Here is an 18,907-nt window from a genome sequence, read left to right on the forward strand (position 1 = left end):
CACCCGGGCGCCTGTTTCACGTGAAACAGGCGCCCGGGTGTTTCAGTCTTCGGTCTGCTGCATGGTTCCCGGAGCCATCGTGGCGATGATGCGCTCAAGGTCGTCGATGGTCGCGAACTCCACGACGATGCGCCCCTTGCGACGGCCGAAGTCCACCTTCACCCGGGTCTCGAAGCGGTCGGAGAGCCGGTCAGCCAGATGGCGGAGCGTCGGCTCCTCCGACTGACGTGCCCTCGGCACCTTCCGGGTGGTGGGGGCGGGCGCCGCCTTGGCGTCGCCGACCGCCACGATCTCCTCGACCTCGCGCACCGACAGCAGCTCCGCCACGATCCGGTCGGCGAGCCGTTCCTGTGCCACGGGGTCGTTCAGGGAGAGCAGCGCGCGGGCGTGCCCGGCGCTGACCGTCCCGGCGGAGACCCGGAGCTGGACCTTGGCGGGCAGGTTGAGCAGCCGCAGGGTGTTCGACACGTGGGAGCGGGACCGCCCGACACGGGTGGCCAGCTGCTCGTGGGTGGCGCCGAAGTCGTCGAGCAGCTGCCGGTAGGCCGCCGCCTCCTCAAGGGGGTTGAGCTGCTCGCGCTGGAGGTTCTCGATGAGAGCGTCCAGCAGGAGCTTGTCCTCCTCGGTGCTCCGTACGATCGCGGGGATCTTGGAGAGTTCGGCGATCTTCGAGGCACGCCAGCGGCGCTCCCCCATGATCAGTTCGTAGCGTCCCTCACCGGCCGGGCGAACCACGACGGGCTGGAGCAGCCCCACCTCCCGGATGGAGATGGCCAGCTCGTCCAGCGCCTGGTCGTCGAAGATGTCCCGGGGCTGACGCGGGTTGGGCGTGATGTCCTCGACGGGGATCTCAAGGAAGTAGGCGCCCGCGACCGGCTTCGGCTGCTGGACCGTGGGCTCGTCCACGACCAGGGTCGAGGTGACGGCCGGTGGCGTCGTCTCCAGCACGGTGGGGCCCGTCGGGATGAGCGCGCCCAGCCCCTTGCCCAGTCCCCTGGGCGTCTTAGCTACCACGGTCCCTCCCCTGCTGTTTCTGCGGATCTCGGCGCGTTCACACGGCGGCGCCACGGTAGGCGATCTCACGGGCGGCGTCCATGTAGGCCATCGCACCGCTGGAGCCCGGGTCGTAGGTCATGACCGACTGGCCGTAGCTCGGTGCCTCGGAGACACGGACACTCCTCGGGATCACGTTCTTCAGCACCGTGTCCCCGAAGTGGGAGCGGACCTCGTCGGCGACCTGGGAGGCGAGCCTGGTCCTGCCGTCGTACATCGTCAGCAGGATGGTGGAAAGGTCGAGCGTGGGATTCAGGTGGGCGCGGACCAGGTCAACGTTCCGCAGCAGCTGGCCGAGCCCCTCAAGCGCGTAGTACTCGCACTGGATGGGGATCAGCAGCTCGTTGGCGGCCATCAACGCGTTGACGGTCAGCAGGCCGAGCGAGGGAGGACAGTCGATGAGGATGTAGTCGAACTCGACCTGGGTGTAGGCCGCGAGCGCGCGCTGCAGCCGGGCCTCACGGGCGACCATGGAGACCAGCTCGATCTCGGCACCCGCCAGGTCGATCGTGGCGGGGGCGCAGTAGAGACCCGGCATCTCCGGGACCTCCTTCACGACCTCCGCCAGCGGCACGTCCTCGACCAGGACCTTGTACATGTCGGGGACGTCGCCACGGTGCTCGATGGACAGGGCGGTCGAGGCGTTGCCCTGCGGGTCGAGGTCGACGACGAGCACTCGCAGGCCGTGGATGGACAGCGCCGCCGCCAGGTTCACCGATGTCGTGGTCTTGCCGACGCCGCCCTTCTGGTTGGCGACGGTGAAGATGCGGGTCTTGGGCGGCCGGGGCCAGTCACCGTCCCGGGCGCCGATGGTGTCTCCGGGGGCGGCCGTAGATGTTTCACGTGAAACCACTGAGCTGAGTGCCTCTCGTACCAACGGCGATTCGCCGGGATTAAGGGGGGACTGGGTCACGGTCGTCGTCCTTTCAACCGGCCTGACTGCAGCGGTGGAACCCGATGCGGGCCAACCAAGACCGGAAAGGCGTTCACGAGGCGGGACGACAGGACCCGTGGGCCAGCCGAGACCACCTTCCGCGCTCACAATCGCACTTCCATGGTCATTCACTGGCCTCGCACTCGCTTCGCTCGGTCTGTTCTACTGGCCTCGCGCCCGCTTGGCCCGCGAGACACGCTCCTTACGGCGAGCGCCCTGCCGTACTCCTTCGGGGGCCCGACCGGCGACCACCCGGATGAGAGTTGCGGGCGGCTCGACCTTACCGTGCCCGACCGAAACAAGCTCGGCGGTTCGCACCCCGCTGGTCCTCAATTGTGCCTCGGCGTCCGTCAGCTCCTCCGCTGCCCGTTCGCCCTTGAGGGCGAGCAGCTCCCCGCCCTCGCGCAGCAGGGGGAGCGACCACTTCAGCAGCCGGTCGAGCGGCGCCACCGCCCGGGCGGAGGCCACGTCGAACACGCGCTTGCCGACGAACTCCTCGGCCCGGCCACGCAGCACCTCGACGTTGCCGAGTTTCAGCGTGTCCACGCACTCCTGGAGGAAGACCGTCCGGCGCAGGAGAGGCTCAAGGAGGGTGACATGGATGTCGGGACGCACGATCGCCAGCACCAGGCCGGGCAGCCCGGCACCGGAGCCGATGTCCACCAGGCGCACGTCCGCGGGCACCGCCTCGGCGACCACGGCGCAGTTGAGCAGGTGCCGGTCCCAGATGCGGGGCACCTCGCGAGGACCGAGCAGTCCGCGCACCACCCCGGGGCCGGCCAGCAGACCGGCGAACGTCTCCGCCATGGACCAGGCATCACCGGTGAACACCTCGCGCGCGACCTCGGGCGGCTCGGGGATCTGGTCACTCACTCGGGGCTCACTCTTCCTCGGGACGGGCTTTCTGCAGGGTGTTCTAAGGCTAACGGCCCGCTTCGCGGAGCCGTACAAGGACGGGCCGGGAACGGATCACAAGAAAGGGCCGCCGCCCCTGGTGACCGGGGACGGCGGCCCTTTTCTCCGTCGTGTCGTTACGCGGGCAGGACCACCACGAAGCGCCGGGGCTCCTCGCCCTCGGACTCGCTGCGCAGGCCCGCCGCCGCCACCGCGTCGTGCACGATCTTGCGCTCGAACGGGGTCATCGGCTGCAGGGGCTTGGGCTCGCCGTTGCGCTTGACGTCCGCGGCGATCTTGGTGCCCAGCTCGGTCAGCTCGGTACGGCGGCGCTCACGGTAGCCGGCGATGTCCAGCATGAGCCGAGAGCGCTCGCCCGTCTGACGGTGGACCGCGAGACGGGTCAGCTCCTGGATCGCCTCAAGCACCTCGCCGTGCGGGCCGACGAGATCGCCACCCTTGACATCCACGACAGACACCACGGCACGATCACCCTCGACGTCCATGTCGATGTCACCGTCGATGTCGGCGATGTCGAGCAGACCCTCGACGTAGTCCGCCGCGATCTCGCCCTCCTGCTCCAGCGCAGCGAGATCCGGAGCCGCTTTCACGGTCTCCTTCTCGGCTTCGGCCTCGGTCACGTCCGGCCACTCCTTTGTGCTGTCGGGATGATCGTCAGGACTTCTTGCTGCCCGTCCGCTTGCTGCGGGGCTGGCGGGTGGGCTGTTGGCGGACCATCTTGGGTGCGGGCGCGGGCGGCGCCTCGGGCTCGGGGGCCTTCTTGGCCTTACCCAGCAGGCCCGGCTTGGGCTCGGGCGTCACCATGTTGCCCTTGGCGTCGGCCACCGGAGCGGGGTTGCGGCTGTAGAACCAGTGCTGCTGGCCCAGGGTCCACAGGTTGGTGGTGACCCAGTAGAGGATCAGACCGAGGGGGAAGTTCAGCGAGAAGATGGCGAACAGCGGCGAGATGTACATCAGGATCTTCTGCTGCTGCGCCATCGGGTTGTCCGGCATCTGGGCCATCGAGCGGGTCACGCTCTGCCGGACGGTCAGGAAGGTGGTCAGCGAGCTGACCGCCACGAAGATCGCGAGGACGATCTTCGTCTGGATCGGGTTGGCGCCGAACGCCTGAAGCTGGGCGTCGCTGCTCCAGAAGGTCGCAGGCAACGGCGCACCGAAGATGTGCGCGGCCCTGGCGCTGTCGACCAGCTGCTGGGTCATGCCGAACTTCAGCTCGCCGTGAGCCATCGCGTTCAGCACGGTGAACATCGAGATGAAGATGGGGAACTGGGCCACGACCGGCAGACAGCCGCCGAGCGGGTTGGCCCCCTGCCCCTGGTACAGCGCCATGACCTCCTGGTTCATGCGCTGCTTGTCGTTCTTGTAGCGCTTACGGATCTCCTGAACCTTGGGCGCGAGCTCCTGCATCTTCTTCGAGGAGCGCATCTGCTTGAGGAAGAGAGGGAAGATCAGCAGCCTCATCAGCACCGTCAGGGTGATGATGGTCAGCGCCCAGGTCAGCCCGCTGTTCGGGTCGAGGAAGCTGCTATACGCCTGGTGTATCCAGGTGATTACTTGGGCGACGGCCGTGTACAGCCAGTTCAGCCAGGACAGCTCCACCGAGCTAGCTCCCTTGCGTTTCGTCGGACTGGCCCCGGCGTGGGGGCACCGGGTCAAAGCCTCCGGGATGGAATGGGTGGCAACGCCCGATTCTCCGGATCGTCAACCATGTGCCGCGCAGGGCCCCGTGGACGGCAACCGCCTCAAGCCCGTAGGCACTGCACGAGGGGTGGAATCGGCAGCGTGGACCCAGCAGAGGGCTCACATAGCTCCGGTAGAACCGGATGGGAGCCATCAGGGTCCTGGCGGCCGGGGAAACCCCGGCGGTGTGCTGCGCCGTCATCATCGCCCATCCCTGTGAGCCGCGGAGGGCTCACGCCGCCTGAGTAAACGATCCAGCGCGACGTCGAGTTCGGCGGCTAGGCGCTCGCTTCGCGCGGACGCGGCCGGTGGATTGGCGCGTACAACCAGCAGGCTACCTCGCGGAAGACGGTCGAGACGGTCTCGCATGAGGTGTCTCAGCTGACGTTTGACCCGATTCCTCGTGACCGCCCCACCAACCGCACGGCTCACGACGAATCCCACCAAGGGGGGTTCATCCGTTTCTGCGCGCATGCCGAAATGCGCGACCAGTGTGGGGCGGCCTGCACGGCTTCCCTTCCTGACCGCGCCGGCGAACTCCTCGCCCCGGCGCATGCGGGACACGGACGGCAACACGAGAGGACCTTGGTTTGACCCTGGGCAGGTACGGCTATCGCCCGCCGGCGTCACGGCCGACGGGCGACGGTTCGCTTACTGCCCCGGCCCGGCGAACCGGGCACGGCGGACGCGTCAGGCGGAGAGCGCTGCGCGGCCCTTGCGACGACGGGCGGCCAGGATGGCGCGACCGGCGCGGGTGCGCATGCGCAGCCGGAAACCGTGGGTCTTCGCGCGACGGCGGTTGTTCGGCTGGAAAGTACGCTTGCTCACGAGTGGGCTCCAGGCTCAGGACGCGCCCCCAGCACATGGGGACGCTCGACAGTGGCTGGCCTGCCGGAAGCGGGGCATGCGAAAGCCTCCGCGTGACAAGCCGACCGTCGTACGTTACGGGTAAGGCGAGGCCCAGGTCAAACCGGCGAACACCTGACGATAGGTTATCCACGAATCCACAGCCCCGTTTTCCACCGACGCCTCGCCGTCCACAGGATGTGCACTCAGCCTCCCCCACAGTGCCACTAGGCTGTGGACAACGTCTTGAACACAGGCTGTGGACAGGGCTACTGTCGGCCCCTCCAACCCCTTGTCACCACTGCCCGGGCGTGTCTGGCGGCGGCCGTGGGGCTGTGCACAGCATGTGGATGCGGTGTGGATTCGATGTGGATTCCGAGCGGCGACCCCGGACGGGCAGCAGGGGCTCCGACATGTGGAAAACAGGGGAATCCGATGTGCCCGGCGGCCATCGGTGTGGATAACAGATCGCGGTGAGCAGGTGCGGTGACCGCGTCGACAGGAGGATGGCCGGGCATGGACAACTTGGACCTCAGCGAGGTGTGGGAACGGGCGTTGGAGAACTCCCTCAACGCGAGCGTCCCCTCCCAGCAACGGGTCTGGCTCGGCATGACCCGCCCGTTCGGCCTCATGAACGACACCGTGGTCCTCGCCGCCCCGACGGACTTCGCCAGGGACGTCCTGGAGAACAAGCTCCGCCCCCTGATCAGCCACGCGCTCTCCCAGGAGTTCGGCCGCCCCATGCGGGTCGCGGTCATGGTCGACCCCAGCGCGGCCGGTTCCGACCCCGGGGTCTCCAGAGGAGACGGTTATCCCCAGCCGCCCGCGCACGGTTATCCCCAGCCTGGGGGTCCCCAGCAGGGTTATGCACAGCCCGTGACACCCCAGCTCCACAACGCTTCCGGCCTGCAGAACCCCTTCCAGGGGCAGGGACCTGCGCCGACGCCGTCCACCGAATATCCACAGCACGGCCCACAGGGTCACTACGGTTATCAACAGGGTGAGGACGGAGCGCAGCAGCCGTTCCTCCCGGGGGAGCCCTCGGCGCCGGCCCCGCAGGAACAGGGGGGCGGGTACGGCCGCGGCGGCTACACCCCGCAGCCCGCGCCCCCGCACCAGGAGTCCGACGGGTTCGAACGGCACGGGCAGAACAACTTCGACCGCCCCTCGCCCCCGCAGGCCGCGGGCCCCGTGCAGAACAGATGGGACGGCCGGGGAGGCCGTACCCAGCAGCAGGGGGAACCCGCCAGGCTCAACCCGAAGTACACCTTCGAGACCTTCGTCATCGGATCGAGCAACCGCTTCGCCCACGCCGCGGCGGTCGCCGTCGCCGAGGCCCCGGCCAAGGCCTACAACCCGCTGTTCATCTACGGCGACTCAGGACTGGGCAAGACGCACCTGCTGCACGCGATCGGCCACTACGCGCAGAGCCTCTACGACGGCGCCCGGGTGAGATACGTCAGCTCGGAGGAGTTCACCAACGACTTCATCAACTCCATCCGCGACCACAAGGCCGACAACTTCCGCGGACGCTACCGGGCTGTGGACATCCTGCTGGTGGACGACATCCAGTTCCTCGAGGGCAAGGAACAGACGCAGGAGGAGTTCTTCCACACCTTCAACACCCTGCACAACGCCAACAAGCAGATCGTCATCTCCAGCGACCGCGCCCCCAAGCAGCTGGTCACCCTGGAGGACCGGCTGCGCAACCGGTTCGAGTGGGGACTGATCACCGACGTGCAACCGCCCGAGCTTGAGACCCGCATCGCGATCCTGCGCAAGAAGGCCATCCAGGAGGGCCTGGCCGCGCCGCCCGAGGTCCTGGAGTACATCGCGAGCCGGATCTCCACCAACATCCGCGAGTTGGAGGGCGCGCTGATCAGGGTCACCGCGTTCGCCAGCCTCAACCGGCAGTCGGTCGACCTGCAGCTCACCGAGGTCGTGCTCAAGGACCTGATCACCGAGGACGCGGGCTCCGAGATAACGATCGCCACGATCATGGCCTCGACCGCGGCCTACTTCGGCCTGTCGATCGACGACCTGTGCGGCGGGTCGCGCTCGCGGGTCCTGGTCACCGCCCGGCAGATCGCCATGTATCTGTGCAGGGAGCTGACCGACATGTCGCTGCCCAAGATCGGCCAGCAGTTCGGTGGACGCGACCACACCACGGTCATGCACGCCGACCGGAAGATCCGTTCCCTCATGGCCGAGCGCCGCTCGATCTACAACCAGGTCAACGAGCTGACCACCAGGATCAAGCAGCAGTCGCGCAATGGATGAGTTTTCCCCGGACGCGATACACAGGCTGTGGAAAACCTTGTGGATCAAATGTACGACTCCGCCTCAACCAATGGAGGAGGAGTTTCCACCGTGAACATGCCGGTTTCGATGGTTTCAACACGTTTGAGCAAGCTGGGGACAACTCTGGGGAGAACCTGGGGACAACTTGGGGAGAACTCGTGGACAACCTGGGGACGCCCTGTGAAGAGCGTTTTCCACAAGGACAAAACGACCTCTTACCCAGTGGATAACCTGGGGAAACCTCGTGGATAACCGGTGGATGAAGACCCCTCGATCTGGGGACGGCCTGTGGGTACAGCGAGGTTCTCCCCAGGCCGCCGAGTTCTCCACACCCTCCACCCACACCCCCGGTGGATGAAAAAACCTAGTCTGATCTGCGGAAACACAGGATTTCCACAGTATCCACCGCCCCTAATGCGATGACCCCTTGTATCTCTAACTAGAGAACTCAAGACCCACAGAAGGGTTCCGGGGGAGCGCAGGTGCGGGACAGTGAACACTTGAACCCAAGGCACCGAGCGGACAGCGCTCACACACAGGAGGCAGATCCCCGTGATGTTCCGTATCGAGCGAGACGTGCTCGCCGAGGCCGTCGCCTGGACGGCACGCAGCCTGCCGGCGCGTCCTTCCGTGCCGGTGCTCGCCGGCATGCGCCTGGAGGTGACGGACGGCGGGCAGCTGAAGCTCTCCGGCTTCGACTACGAGGTGTCCGCCGAGGTGACCCTCGAACCCCAGACCGGTGAGGCCGGCGTCGTGCTGGTCTCCGGCAAGCTGCTCGCCGAGATCACCAGGGCGCTGCCCGCACAGCCTGTGGACTTCGTCGTCGAGGGCGCCAAGGCGGTCGTCACCTGTGGCAGTGCCCGGTTCACCCTGCTGACCATGCCTGTGGAGGACTACCCCTCCCTGCCGACCATGCCGCCGGCCGCGGGCCGGGTCGGCAGCGACGTGTTCGCCTCCGCCGTCGGCCAGGTCGCCGTCGCCGCGGGCAAGGACGACACGCTGCCGATGCTGACCGGCGTGCGCATGGAGATCGAGGGCGACACCGTCACCCTCGCCGCGACCGACCGCTACCGCCTGGCCGTGCGTGAGCTGAAGTGGCAGCCGGGCCAGCCCGACTTCTCCGCCGTCGCCATGATCCCCGGCAAGACCCTCGCCGACGCGGCCAAGGCCCTGGGCAGCACCGGCGCCGAGGTCGAGATCGCGATGAGCTCCGTCGGCGGGACCGGCGAGGGCATGATCGGCTTCTCCAGCGCGGGCCGCCGTACGACCACCCGCCTGCTCGACCCCGAGTTCCCCAAGTACCGCTCGCTGCTGCCGACCGAGTTCTCCGCGAGGGCCGACCTGGCGACCGGCGCCTTCGTCGAGGCCGTCAAGCGCGTGGCCCTGGTCGCCGAGCGCAACACGCCGGTGCGCCTGGCCTTCCGCGACGGCGAGGTCGTCCTTGAGGCGGGCAGCGGCGACGAGGCCCAGGCGGTCGAGGTGCTGCCGGTCGACTTCGAGGGCGACGACATCAACATCGCCTTCAACCACCAGTTCCTGCTTGAGGGGCTGGGCGCGATCGACTCCGACGTGGCCAGACTGCAGATGACCACCTCGACCAAGCCCGCCATCCTCACCGGCGGCAAGCCTGTGGACGACGGGGGCGTGCCCGACTACCGCTACCTGATCATGCCCATCCGCCTGTCGAGCTGATCCACAGGCTGTGAGCCGGATCACGCTGAAGGCGTGTCTCAACGGCGGTAGACGGCCCGACGAGCACCCCGCGGTCCCTGTGACCCCTCTGGAGCTCGCTGAGGCGGCCCGTGAGGCGCGTGGGGCGGGTGCGACGGCTGTGCACATGCACCCGCGCGACGAGGCGGGCAGGGAGTCTCTCAGCGCCGTCCACATCGGCGCGGCCGTGCGGGCCGTACGGCTGGCCTGCCCCGGGCTGCCCGTCGGGGTGAGCACGGGCCTGTGGATGACCGGGGGCGACGAGGGCGCCAGGCGCGAGGCCGTAGGGGGGTGGGCGGCGCTCTCTCCACAGGACCGGCCAGACTTCGCCTCGGTGAACCTCTCGGAACCCGGCTTCCCCGGCCTGTGGCATGATCTTCGGCGGCTCGGCGTGGACGTCGAGGCCGGGGTCTGGTCCGTCGACGACGCCGAGGCGCTCGCCGCGACCGGTCTCGGGTGCGCACGGGTGCTCGTCGAGATCATCGGCGGCGCCGAGGAGACCGCGGTCTCCCGGGCGCGGGCCGTGCTCGGGCGTCTCGACGAGCTGGCCGTACCCGGCCCCAGGCTGCTCCACGGCGAGGAGGGACCGGCGTGGATACTCGTGGACGAAGCGGGGCAGCTGGGTCTGGCCACGCGTATCGGCCTTGAGGACGTCCTCCACAGCCCCGACGGCGGCCCTGTGGAAGGAAACGCCCACCTGGTGCGGCTCGCGCTGGCGCGACTCGGCGACAGGTGGATGATGGAACCCTGAAGGGGGTGCTCGTATGCAGATCGGCATGGTCGGGCTGGGCAAGATGGGCGGCAACATGGCCGAGCGGCTGCGCCGCGGGGGTCACGACGTCGTCGGTTACGACCGTGACCCGGCGGTCAGTGACGTCTCCAGCCTGAAGGAGCTGGTCGAACGGCTCCAGGCGCCGCGTGCGGTGTGGGTCATGGTGCCCGCGGGCGCGCCGACCCAGGCCACCGTCGAGGAGCTTGGCGGTCTGCTGTCCGACGGCGACATCGTGATCGACGGCGGGAACTCGCACTACCTCGACGACCAGAAGCACGCCGCACAGCTCGGCGAGCGGGGCGTCGGCTTCGTCGACTGCGGGGTGAGCGGCGGCGTCTGGGGCCTGCAGAACGGCTACGCCCTCATGGTCGGCGGCGCCGACAACGACGTTCAGCGCCTGATGCCGGTCTTCGAGACCCTCAAGCCGGAGGACGGCGGCTTCGTGCACGCGGGAGCCGTCGGCGCCGGGCACTTCGCGAAGATGGTCCACAACGGCATCGAGTACGGCATGATGCAGGCCTTCGCCGAGGGCTGGGAGCTGCTTGAGGCCTCCGACGTCGTGACCGACGTGGCAGGGGCCTTCTCCAGCTGGCGGCACGGCACCGTCATCCGCTCCTGGCTGCTCGACCTGCTGGTGCGCGCGCTCGACGACGACCCTGAGCTGGCCGACCTGAGGGGCTACGCCGAGGACTCGGGCGAGGGCCGGTGGACGGTCCAGGCGGCCGTCGACCACGCCGTCCCGCTGCCGGTCATCACCGCCGCGCTGTACGCCAGGTTCGCCTCCCGCCAGGACGACTCCCCGGCCATGAAGGTCGTCGCGGCGTTGCGCAACCAGTTCGGCGGGCACGCGGTCACCTCGAAGGAGGGCCAGACCGGCAAGGGCGCCGACGCCCCCGGCGCCGACGTCGTCCCCCCTGTCGAGACGGACCGTTGACCGGCGAGGCGCCGGTGAAGGACGGGGGCGGCTAGTCTTCCTGAGGTGCACGTCGCCCATCTCGCGCTGACCGACTTCCGGTCCTACGACGCCGTCGACCTCGGCCTTGAGCCGGGCGTCACGGCGTTCGTCGGCCCGAACGGCCAGGGCAAGACCAACCTGGTCGAGGCGCTGGGCTACGTGGCGAGCCACTCCAGCCACCGGGTGGCGACCGACGGCCCCCTGGTACGGCAGGGCGCGGCGCGGGCGATCGTGCGCTCGGTCGTCGTGCGTGACGACCGGCGGGCGCTGATCGAGCTGGAGATCAACCCGGGCCGGGCCAACCGGGCCAGGCTGAACCGCTCGCCCGTCTCCCGCCCGCGCGACGTGGTCGGCATGTTGCGCACCGTCCTGTTCGCCCCCGAGGACCTCGCCATGGTCAAGGGCGACCCCGGTGAGCGCCGCCGCTATCTCGACGACCTGCTGGTGGCCAGGGCCCCCCGGTTCGCCGGGGTCAGGGCCGACTACGACCGGGTGCTCAAGCAGCGCGGCGCCCTGTTGCGGGTGGCCGCGCAGTCACGGCGCGGCAGGAGTGGAAGGCGGGCGGAGAGCGACGCCGCCTTCGCCGCGGCCGGGGCGGGAGACCCGCTGAGCACGCTGGAGGTCTGGGACACCCACCTGGCGAAGTTCGGCGCCGAGCTGCTCGCCGCCCGTCTCGGGCTGATCGAGGAGCTGCGCCCGCTCGTCGCCTCCGCCTACGCCTCGCTCGCCCCCACCTCGGCCCCGGCCGTCCTCGACTACCGCGGCACCCTGCCCGAGGACGGACCGGAGGAAACGGCCGGGGAGGACCTTGAGGGGCGCATCCGCGCCGCCCTGCTCGACGTGCGCGCCACCGAGCTCGAACGCGGTGTCACCCTCGTCGGCCCGCACCGCGACGACCTGTTCCTCGGCCTCGGCGAGCTGCCCGCGCGCGGCTACGCCAGCCACGGCGAGTCGTGGTCGTTCGCGCTCGCGCTCAGACTGGCCGCCTACGACCTGCTCAGGAGCGACGGCGGCGACCCGGTGCTGATCCTCGACGACGTCTTCGCCGAGCTGGACAGCCAGCGCCGCCGCCGCCTGGCCGAGATCGTGGCGCCCGCCGAGCAGGTGCTGATCACCGCCGCCGTCGCCGCCGACGTGCCCGCCGAGCTGATCGGCGCCCGCTTCGACGTGACCGAGGGAAGCGTGGCCCGTGTCCGCTGAGGAGCCGGCCGCAGGACGCGCCCAGGGCCCCGCAGAGGGGTCCGCGGGGGGGTCCACAGCGGGGACCGGGAAGGGACCCGCGCGGCAGGCCGGGCAGGAGGCGGCCAAGGCGACCGCCGCCAAGGGCGCCGCGATGGCCAGGGAGAAGCTCGCCCAGGCCAAGGCCGACGCCGCCAAGCGCGGCCAGCTCCCCCGCCGCGAGCCCCGGCGCAAGCCGTACGGCCAGCGCAGGGACAGCGGCGACCCGAGGCTTTTCGGCAGCGCCATCGCCGACCTGCTCGCGGACCGGGGCTGGGAGCGGCCGGTCGCGGTCGGCGGGGTGTTCGGCCGCTGGCACGAGATCGTCGGCGTCGACCTGGCCGCGCACACCAGACCGGAGACCTTCGCCGAGGGAGAGGTCGTGGTGATCGCGGACTCCACGGCCTGGGCGACCCAGGTCAGGCTGCTCGCGGCCACGCTCGTCAGGCGGCTGAACGAGGAGCTCGGCGACGGGACCGTACGGCGCGTGCGGGTGCGCGGGCCGCAGAACGGGCCACGGCCGAGCGGTGGCCTGCGTGTCACGGGGAGCCGTGGCCCAGGCGACACCTATGGGTGATGATCAACAACTCGGAAAACGGATCAGCGGCCTTTCTGGCGCGGCTACCCCCCTCCCTGTAGGGGGATGCGTAAGCAGAGGGTCGACGCGCGACAGAGGCCTCCAGAGCCCGTCAATGCCGCACGACACGTCCGGAGACGCTAGAATGAAATCGAATTCCGGACACAGTCCGCTTGCGTGTCACCCCGGCCACCGCGCCGACTTCCCCCGGGTGAGCGCATCGGGGCATTCACGACGGTGACGGGCACGGCGGGGCCGACAGGGCCGTTCGCCGCGTGTCCGCGGCAGGAGGATTTCGCACTTGTCCTACGACGCTAGCTCAATCACCGTCCTCGAAGGACTTGAGGCGGTCCGTAAGCGCCCGGGAATGTACATCGGCTCGACCGGTGAACGTGGTCTCCACCACCTCGTCTACGAGGTCGTGGACAACTCCGTCGACGAGGCCCTGGCCGGGCACGCCGACCGGATCGAGGTGACCCTCCTCGCCGACAACGGCGTCAGGGTCGTCGACAACGGCCGAGGCATTCCCGTCGGCATCGTCGAGGCGGAGGGCCGCCCCGCCGTCGAGGTCGTCCTGACCGTGCTGCACGCGGGAGGCAAGTTCGACAGCAAGTCGTACGCCGTCTCCGGCGGTCTGCACGGCGTCGGTGTCTCGGTGGTGAACGCCCTGTCCACGGCGCTGGACGTGGAGATCCGCACCGACGGCCACTACTGGCGGCAGAACTACTCCCACTCCAAGCCGACCGCTCCCCTGGCGAAGGGCGAGGCGACCGACGAGACCGGCACCTCGATCACCTTCTGGGCCGACGACACCATCTTCGAGACCACCACGTGGAACTTCGAGACGCTCTCCCGGCGCTTCCAGGAGATGGCCTTCCTGAACAAGGGCCTGACCATCTCACTGCGCGACGAGCGGCCGGACCACGCCGTCAACGACGAACCCGTCGAGATCGTCTACCACTACGAGGGCGGCCTGGCCGACTTCGTCAGGCACCTGAACTCCAAGAAGGAACCCGCGCACGTCTCGGTGGTCGACTTCGAGGAGCACGGCGAGGGCATCTCCGTCGAGATCGCCATGCAGTGGAACAACTCCTACTCCGAGTCGGTCTACACCTTCGCCAACACCATCAACACCGCGGAGGGCGGCACCCACGAGGAGGGCTTCCGCGCGGCGCTGACGTCGATCGTCAACCGCTACGCGCGTGAGCAGAAGTTCCTCAAGGAGGGCAAGGACGACAACCTCAGCGGTGAGGACATCCGCGAGGGCCTGACCGCGATCATCTCGGTGAAGCTGGCCGACCCGCAGTTCGAGGGGCAGACCAAGGCCAAGCTGGGCAACACCGAGGCCAAGTCGTTCGTGCAGAAGGCCTGCAACGACCACCTGCGCGACTGGTTCGAGCGCAACCCCGGCGAGGCCAAGGACATCATCAACAAGTCCCTGCAGGCCGCACGCGCCCGCATCGCGGCCCGCCAGGCCCGCGACCTCACCCGGCGCAAGTCGCTGCTCGAATCGGGTTCCGGCCTGCCGGGCAAGCTGGCCGACTGCCAGTGGAGCGACCCGGAGAAGTGCGAGCTGTTCATCGTCGAGGGTGACTCGGCGGGCGGCTCGGCCAAGGGCGGCCGCGACTCCAAGTTCCAGGCCATCCTGCCCATCCGCGGCAAGATCCTGAACGTGGAGAAGGCCCGCATCGACAAGGTGCTGAAGAACGCCGAGGTCCAGGCGCTGATCACCGCCATGGGCACCGGGGTCCACGACGAGTTCGACATCACCAAACTCCGCTACCACAAGCTCATCCTGATGGCGGACGCCGACGTCGACGGCCAGCACATCAACACGCTGCTGCTGACACTGCTGTTCCGTTTCATGCGCCCGCTGATCGAGGCGGGGCACGTCTACCTCTCCCAGCCGCCGCTCTACAAGATCAAGTGGGACCGCAGGGGCGAGGACGCCTCCTACGCCTACTCCGACCGCGAGCGTGACGCGATCATCGAGGACGGCATACAGCGGGGCAAGCGCGACCCGCGCCTGCACGACGGCATCCAGCGGTTCAAGGGTCTGGGCGAGATGAACGCCGGCCAGCTCTGGGACACGACGATGAACCCCGACACCCGGGTGCTCCTGCAGGTCACCCTCGACGACGCCGCCCAGGCCGACGAGCTGTTCAGCGTCCTCATGGGTGAGGACGTCGAGGCGCGCCGCTCCTTCATCATCAGGAACGCGCGAGACGTCCGTTTCCTCGATGTGTAGCGGTAGCCGTACAGACCTCTCTTTCGTAAAGGACCCATCCCAGTGACGGATGTGAACACTCCGCCAGCGGAGCACCAGCGCATCGAACCCGTCGACATCCAGTCGGAGATGCAGCGCAGCTACATGGACTACGCGATGTCCGTCATCGTGTCCCGCGCGCTGCCCGACGTCCGTGACGGCCTCAAGCCGGTGCACCGTCGTGTGCTCTACGCCATGTACGACGGCGGCTACCGCCCCGACCGCGGCTACTTCAAGTGCTCCCGTGTCGTCGGTGACGTGATGGGTTCCTACCACCCGCACGGCGACTCCTCGATCTACGGAACGGTCGTACGGCTCGCGCAGCCGTGGGCGCTGCGCTACACCCTGGTCGACGGCCAGGGCAACTTCGGATCGCCGGGCAACGACATGCCGGCCGCCATGCGCTACACCGAGTGCAAGCTCGCGCCGATCGCCATGGAGATGATCCGTGACATCGACAAGGAGACCGTCGACTTCCAGCCCAACTACGACGGCCGCTCCCAGGAGCCCCTGGTCCTGCCGTCGCGGTTCCCGAACCTGCTGGTCAACGGCTCGGCGGGCATCGCGGTCGGCATGGCGACGAACATCCCGCCGCACAACCTGCGCGAGGTGGCCGACGGCGTCAAGTGGGCCCTGCAGAACCCCGACGCGAGCGACGACGAACTCCTTGAGGAGCTGATCGCCCGGGTCAAGGGCCCCGACTTCCCCACCGGCGCCCTGATCGTGGGCCGCAGGGGCATCGACGACACCTACCGCACCGGACGCGGCTCGATCACCATGCGGGCGATCGTCGAGGTCGAGGAGGACGCCAAGGGCCGTCAGTGCCTGGTCGTCACCGAGCTGCCCTACATCGTCAACCCGGACAACCTCGCGCTGGCCATCGCGGAGTCGGTCAAGGACGGCCGCATCAGCGGCATCGCCGACGTCCGTGACGAGAGTTCCTCGCGGGTCGGCCAGCGCCTGGTCATCGTGCTCAAGCGCGACGCGGTCGCCAAGGTCGTGCTGAACAACCTCTACAAGCACACCCAGCTGCAGACCACCTTCGGCGCCAACATGCTGGCGCTGGTTGACGGCGTGCCCAGGACCCTGCGTCTCGACCAGTTCGTCCGCCACTACGTCGACCACCAGATCGAGGTCGTGGTCCGCAGGACCCGCTACCTGCTGCGCAAGGCCGAGGAGCGGGCCCACATCCTGCGTGCGCTGCTCAAGGCGCTCGACCGGATGGACGAGGTCATCGCGCTGATCCGGCGTTCGCCCTCTGCGGCCGACGCCCAGGGCGGCCTGATGTCCCTGCTGGAGATCGACCAGGTCCAGGCGCAGGCCATCCTCGACATGCAGCTGCGCAAGCTGGCCGCCCTGGAGCGCCAGCAGATCACCGACGAGTACGACGCGTTGATGGCGCACATCATCGACTACCAGGAGATCCTGGCCTCGCCGGAGCGGCAGCGGACCATCGTCTTCGACGAGCTCTCCGAGATCACCGCCAAGTACGGCGACGAGCGCAAGACGGAGATCATCGCCTACGAGGGCGACATGTCGATCGAGGACCTCCTCGCCGAGGAGGACATGGTCGTCACGATCACCCGCGGCGGCTACGCCAAGCGCACCAACACCGACCTCTACCGGGCGCAGAAGCGCGGCGGCAAGGGGGTGCGGGGCGCGCAGCTGCGCCAGGACGACATCGTCGACCACTTCTTCGTCACCACGACCCACCACTGGCTGCTGTTCTTCACGAACAAGGGGCGGGTCTACCGGGTCAAGGCCTACGAGCTGCCCGACTCGGGCAGGGACGCCCGCGGTCAGCACCTGGCCAACCTGCTGGCCATGCAGCCGGACGAGGTCGTCATGGAGGTGCTCGCCCTGCGTGACTACGAGGTCGCGCCGTACCTCGTGCTGGCAACCCGTAGCGGTCTGGTGAAGAAGACGCGCCTTTCCGAGTACGACTCGCCGCGTTCCGGTGGTCTCATTGCCATCAATCTGCGAGAAGATGACGAAGTGATCGCGGCCAGGCTTGTCTCCGAGGAGGACGACCTCCTGCTGATCTCGCGCGGAGCCCAGTCGATCCGCTTCACCGCCTCCGACGAGGCCCTGCGGCCGATGGGCCGGGCGACCAGCGGCGTGATCGGCATGCGTTTCCTCGACGGTGACGAGCTGCTGGCGATGAACCGCATCGCCGACGGCGAAGATGTGTTGGTCGCCACCGAGGGTGGGTATGCAAAGCGCACACCCGCCGACCAGTACCCCGTGCAGGGGCGAGGCGGTAAGGGTGTCCTGACCGCGAAGATCGTCAGTTCCCGTGGCAAGCTGGTCGGGGCGGTCATGGTCAGGCCGGAGGACGAGGTCTTCGCGATCACGTCCGTCGGCGGGGTGATCAGGACCAGCGCAGGAGAGATCAAGCAGTCTGGTCGCCAGACCATGGGGGTGCGTCTGATGAATCTGGTCGATGGAGACAGCGTCGTGGCTCTCGCCCGCAACGCTGACTCTTTGGAGACTGAGGAAAACGGGGAAGGTGAGTAGCCCGTGAGCGCCCAGTCAAGGCCAGGATCGCGACCCGCGTCCTCGTCAACACGTGATCAGGTGTCGGAGAAAATGGATAAAGCCGTCGAAGCGGATCCTGTCAAGGCGGGTGAGCCGTCAGCGGGTGGGGGTGGCAGGCCCGCCCCGGAGCCTGACAAGCCGGTGGCCGACGGCAAGGGCAGGCCGGGTACGGCGACCACCGAGGACGGCAAGGTGCCCGACACCACGGTGCACGTCCGTCCGACCCCTCCGCAGGGAAACTCCTCCTGGTCACCCTCGGGAGGGCCGCCCCCGCCCCCGCCCGCGGGCCTGTCGTCCCCGTCGCAGGACTCCAGGAAGCCGGCCTCCGACAACTCGCCGCGTACGCCGCGCAAGGCCCACCTGGTGTTGCGCAGGGTCGAGCCGTGGTCGGCCATGAAGTTCAGCTTCGTGGTCTCCCTGGTCTGCTTCGTGGTGCTGTTCGTCGCCGTCGCGGTGCTCTACATGGTGCTGAACAGCCTCGGCGTGTTCGACAGCATCATCCAGACGGTCAACCAGTTCACCGTCTCCGACGGCAAGCCGTCCGCGAACGGTTTCAACGTCGCCTCCTGGTTCGAGCCGGTCCGCATCCTCGGATACACCGCCCTGATCGGGGCTGTGAACGTCGTCCTGATCACGGCTCTGTCCACTCTGGGTGCGGTGATCTACAACATCGCCTCCGACCTGGTCGGCGGCATCGAGGTCACCTTCAGCGAGGCCGAGTAACCACCGCCGTCGTGTCCCCGGTGCCGCCCCAGGAGTGGGGCCGGGGACATGGCGCGAGCTGGTGTCGGGACAGGGTAAGCTTTTCCCTGTTCGACCGAACGGATTCGCCTCCCAAAGCGGGATGCGATACCGTTCTTCGTGTCGCAAGGGGCTATAGCTCAGTCGGTTAGAGCGCTTCCCTGATAAGGAAGAGGTCCCAGGTTCAAGTCCTGGTAGCCCCACCTTTCTGAACAGCGAAAAGGCCGCTTTCCGATCTTCGGATGGCGGCCCTTCTGCTTTTCGCGTGACCACCGTTTCCGATCAGGTCTCAAAGACGCGGTTCATGGCCATCACTCTGGAGAACCGGGCGGATCCGCTTGTGGTAAACCCGTTCCGTGACGGCCGTGCCGCTGTGGCCCACCAGGCGAGAGATCTCCTCC

At 68.3% G+C, this 18,907-nt stretch carries 17 protein-coding genes and 1 tRNA gene; 10 read left to right on the plus strand and 8 right to left on the minus strand.

The genetic code is table 11. The features are described from left to right. Positions 1-42: 42 nt before the first annotated feature. From ACFOYY_RS20605 to rpmH, 8 genes are all read right to left on the minus strand, one after another. Positions 43-1,014, minus strand: a complete 972-nt coding sequence (locus ACFOYY_RS20605; protein ID WP_352013634.1) for a ParB/RepB/Spo0J family partition protein — start codon at positions 1,012-1,014, stop codon at positions 43-45. 37 nt (positions 1,015-1,051) lie between these two features. Continuing rightward, the gene (locus ACFOYY_RS20610; protein WP_352013633.1) at positions 1,052-1,906 is read right to left on the minus strand and encodes a ParA family protein; all 855 of its coding nucleotides are present in this window, start codon (positions 1,904-1,906) and stop codon (positions 1,052-1,054) included. A 243-nt stretch (positions 1,907-2,149) separates the two neighbouring features. After that, entirely contained in the window at positions 2,150-2,794 is a 645-nt protein-coding gene (gene rsmG, locus ACFOYY_RS20615) for a 16S rRNA (guanine(527)-N(7))-methyltransferase RsmG (protein WP_386190970.1), read from the minus strand. Between the two features lie 224 nt (positions 2,795-3,018). Beyond that, positions 3,019-3,522 carry a Jag family protein gene (locus ACFOYY_RS20620; RefSeq protein ID WP_352013631.1) on the minus strand — a complete coding sequence of 168 codons (504 nt, stop codon included), beginning with the start codon at positions 3,520-3,522 and terminating at the stop codon, positions 3,019-3,021. Between the two features lie 34 nt (positions 3,523-3,556). Next, positions 3,557-4,501, minus strand: coding sequence for a membrane protein insertase YidC (yidC, locus tag ACFOYY_RS20625; protein WP_352013630.1), 945 nt, complete (start codon positions 4,499-4,501; stop codon positions 3,557-3,559). A gap of 4 nt (positions 4,502-4,505) precedes the next feature. Then, positions 4,506-4,784 (minus strand): membrane protein insertion efficiency factor YidD, encoded by a 279-nt coding sequence (gene yidD, locus ACFOYY_RS20630; protein ID WP_352013725.1) that lies wholly within the window; start codon positions 4,782-4,784, stop codon positions 4,506-4,508. Then, complete coding sequence (rnpA, locus tag ACFOYY_RS20635; protein WP_386190973.1) at positions 4,784-5,137, minus strand: ribonuclease P protein component; 354 nt, start codon at positions 5,135-5,137, stop codon at positions 4,784-4,786. Before rnpA ends, yidD begins: the two co-directional genes overlap by 1 nt. 135 nt (positions 5,138-5,272) lie before the next feature. Further along, on the minus strand, positions 5,273-5,410 hold the full coding sequence (rpmH, locus tag ACFOYY_RS20640; protein WP_171200567.1) for a 50S ribosomal protein L34: 138 nt from the start codon (positions 5,408-5,410) through the stop codon (positions 5,273-5,275). Positions 5,411-5,944: 534 nt separating this feature from the next. Between rpmH and dnaA the strand changes: the two genes are divergently transcribed. From dnaA to ACFOYY_RS20690, 10 genes are all read left to right on the plus strand, one after another. Continuing rightward, positions 5,945-7,708 (plus strand): chromosomal replication initiator protein DnaA, encoded by a 1,764-nt coding sequence (gene dnaA, locus ACFOYY_RS20645; RefSeq protein WP_362917181.1) that lies wholly within the window; start codon positions 5,945-5,947, stop codon positions 7,706-7,708. A gap of 573 nt (positions 7,709-8,281) precedes the next feature. Continuing rightward, complete coding sequence (gene dnaN / locus ACFOYY_RS20650; protein WP_352013628.1) at positions 8,282-9,421, plus strand: DNA polymerase III subunit beta; 1,140 nt, start codon at positions 8,282-8,284, stop codon at positions 9,419-9,421. A 10-nt stretch (positions 9,422-9,431) separates the two neighbouring features. Continuing rightward, entirely contained in the window at positions 9,432-10,190 is a 759-nt protein-coding gene (locus ACFOYY_RS20655; RefSeq protein ID WP_386190888.1) for a 3-keto-5-aminohexanoate cleavage protein, read from the plus strand. A gap of 13 nt (positions 10,191-10,203) precedes the next feature. Beyond that, on the plus strand, positions 10,204-11,145 hold the full coding sequence (gnd, locus tag ACFOYY_RS20660; RefSeq protein ID WP_386190891.1) for a phosphogluconate dehydrogenase (NAD(+)-dependent, decarboxylating): 942 nt from the start codon (positions 10,204-10,206) through the stop codon (positions 11,143-11,145). 45 nt (positions 11,146-11,190) lie between these two features. Continuing rightward, the gene (recF, locus tag ACFOYY_RS20665; protein ID WP_352013625.1) at positions 11,191-12,366 is read left to right on the plus strand and encodes a DNA replication/repair protein RecF; all 1,176 of its coding nucleotides are present in this window, start codon (positions 11,191-11,193) and stop codon (positions 12,364-12,366) included. After that, the gene (locus ACFOYY_RS20670) at positions 12,356-12,961 is read left to right on the plus strand and encodes a DUF721 domain-containing protein (RefSeq protein WP_386190894.1); all 606 of its coding nucleotides are present in this window, start codon (positions 12,356-12,358) and stop codon (positions 12,959-12,961) included. The genes recF and ACFOYY_RS20670 overlap by 11 nt, the downstream gene beginning before the upstream one ends. Positions 12,962-13,262: 301 nt before the next feature. Then, entirely contained in the window at positions 13,263-15,209 is a 1,947-nt protein-coding gene (gyrB, locus tag ACFOYY_RS20675) for a DNA topoisomerase (ATP-hydrolyzing) subunit B (protein WP_362917173.1), read from the plus strand. Between the two features lie 42 nt (positions 15,210-15,251). Then, positions 15,252-17,744, plus strand: a complete 2,493-nt coding sequence (gyrA, locus tag ACFOYY_RS20680; protein ID WP_352013622.1) for a DNA gyrase subunit A — start codon at positions 15,252-15,254, stop codon at positions 17,742-17,744. A gap of 72 nt (positions 17,745-17,816) precedes the next feature. Next, positions 17,817-18,488, plus strand: coding sequence for a DUF3566 domain-containing protein (locus tag ACFOYY_RS20685; RefSeq protein WP_386190898.1), 672 nt, complete (start codon positions 17,817-17,819; stop codon positions 18,486-18,488). Between the two features lie 147 nt (positions 18,489-18,635). Beyond that, positions 18,636-18,709 (plus strand) — tRNA-Ile (locus ACFOYY_RS20690). The last annotated feature ends 198 nt before the right edge of the window (positions 18,710-18,907 follow it).

It is taken from the genome of Streptosporangium jomthongense (genome assembly GCF_042650425.1).
Taxonomy (GTDB): domain Bacteria; phylum Actinomycetota; class Actinomycetes; order Streptosporangiales; family Streptosporangiaceae; genus Streptosporangium.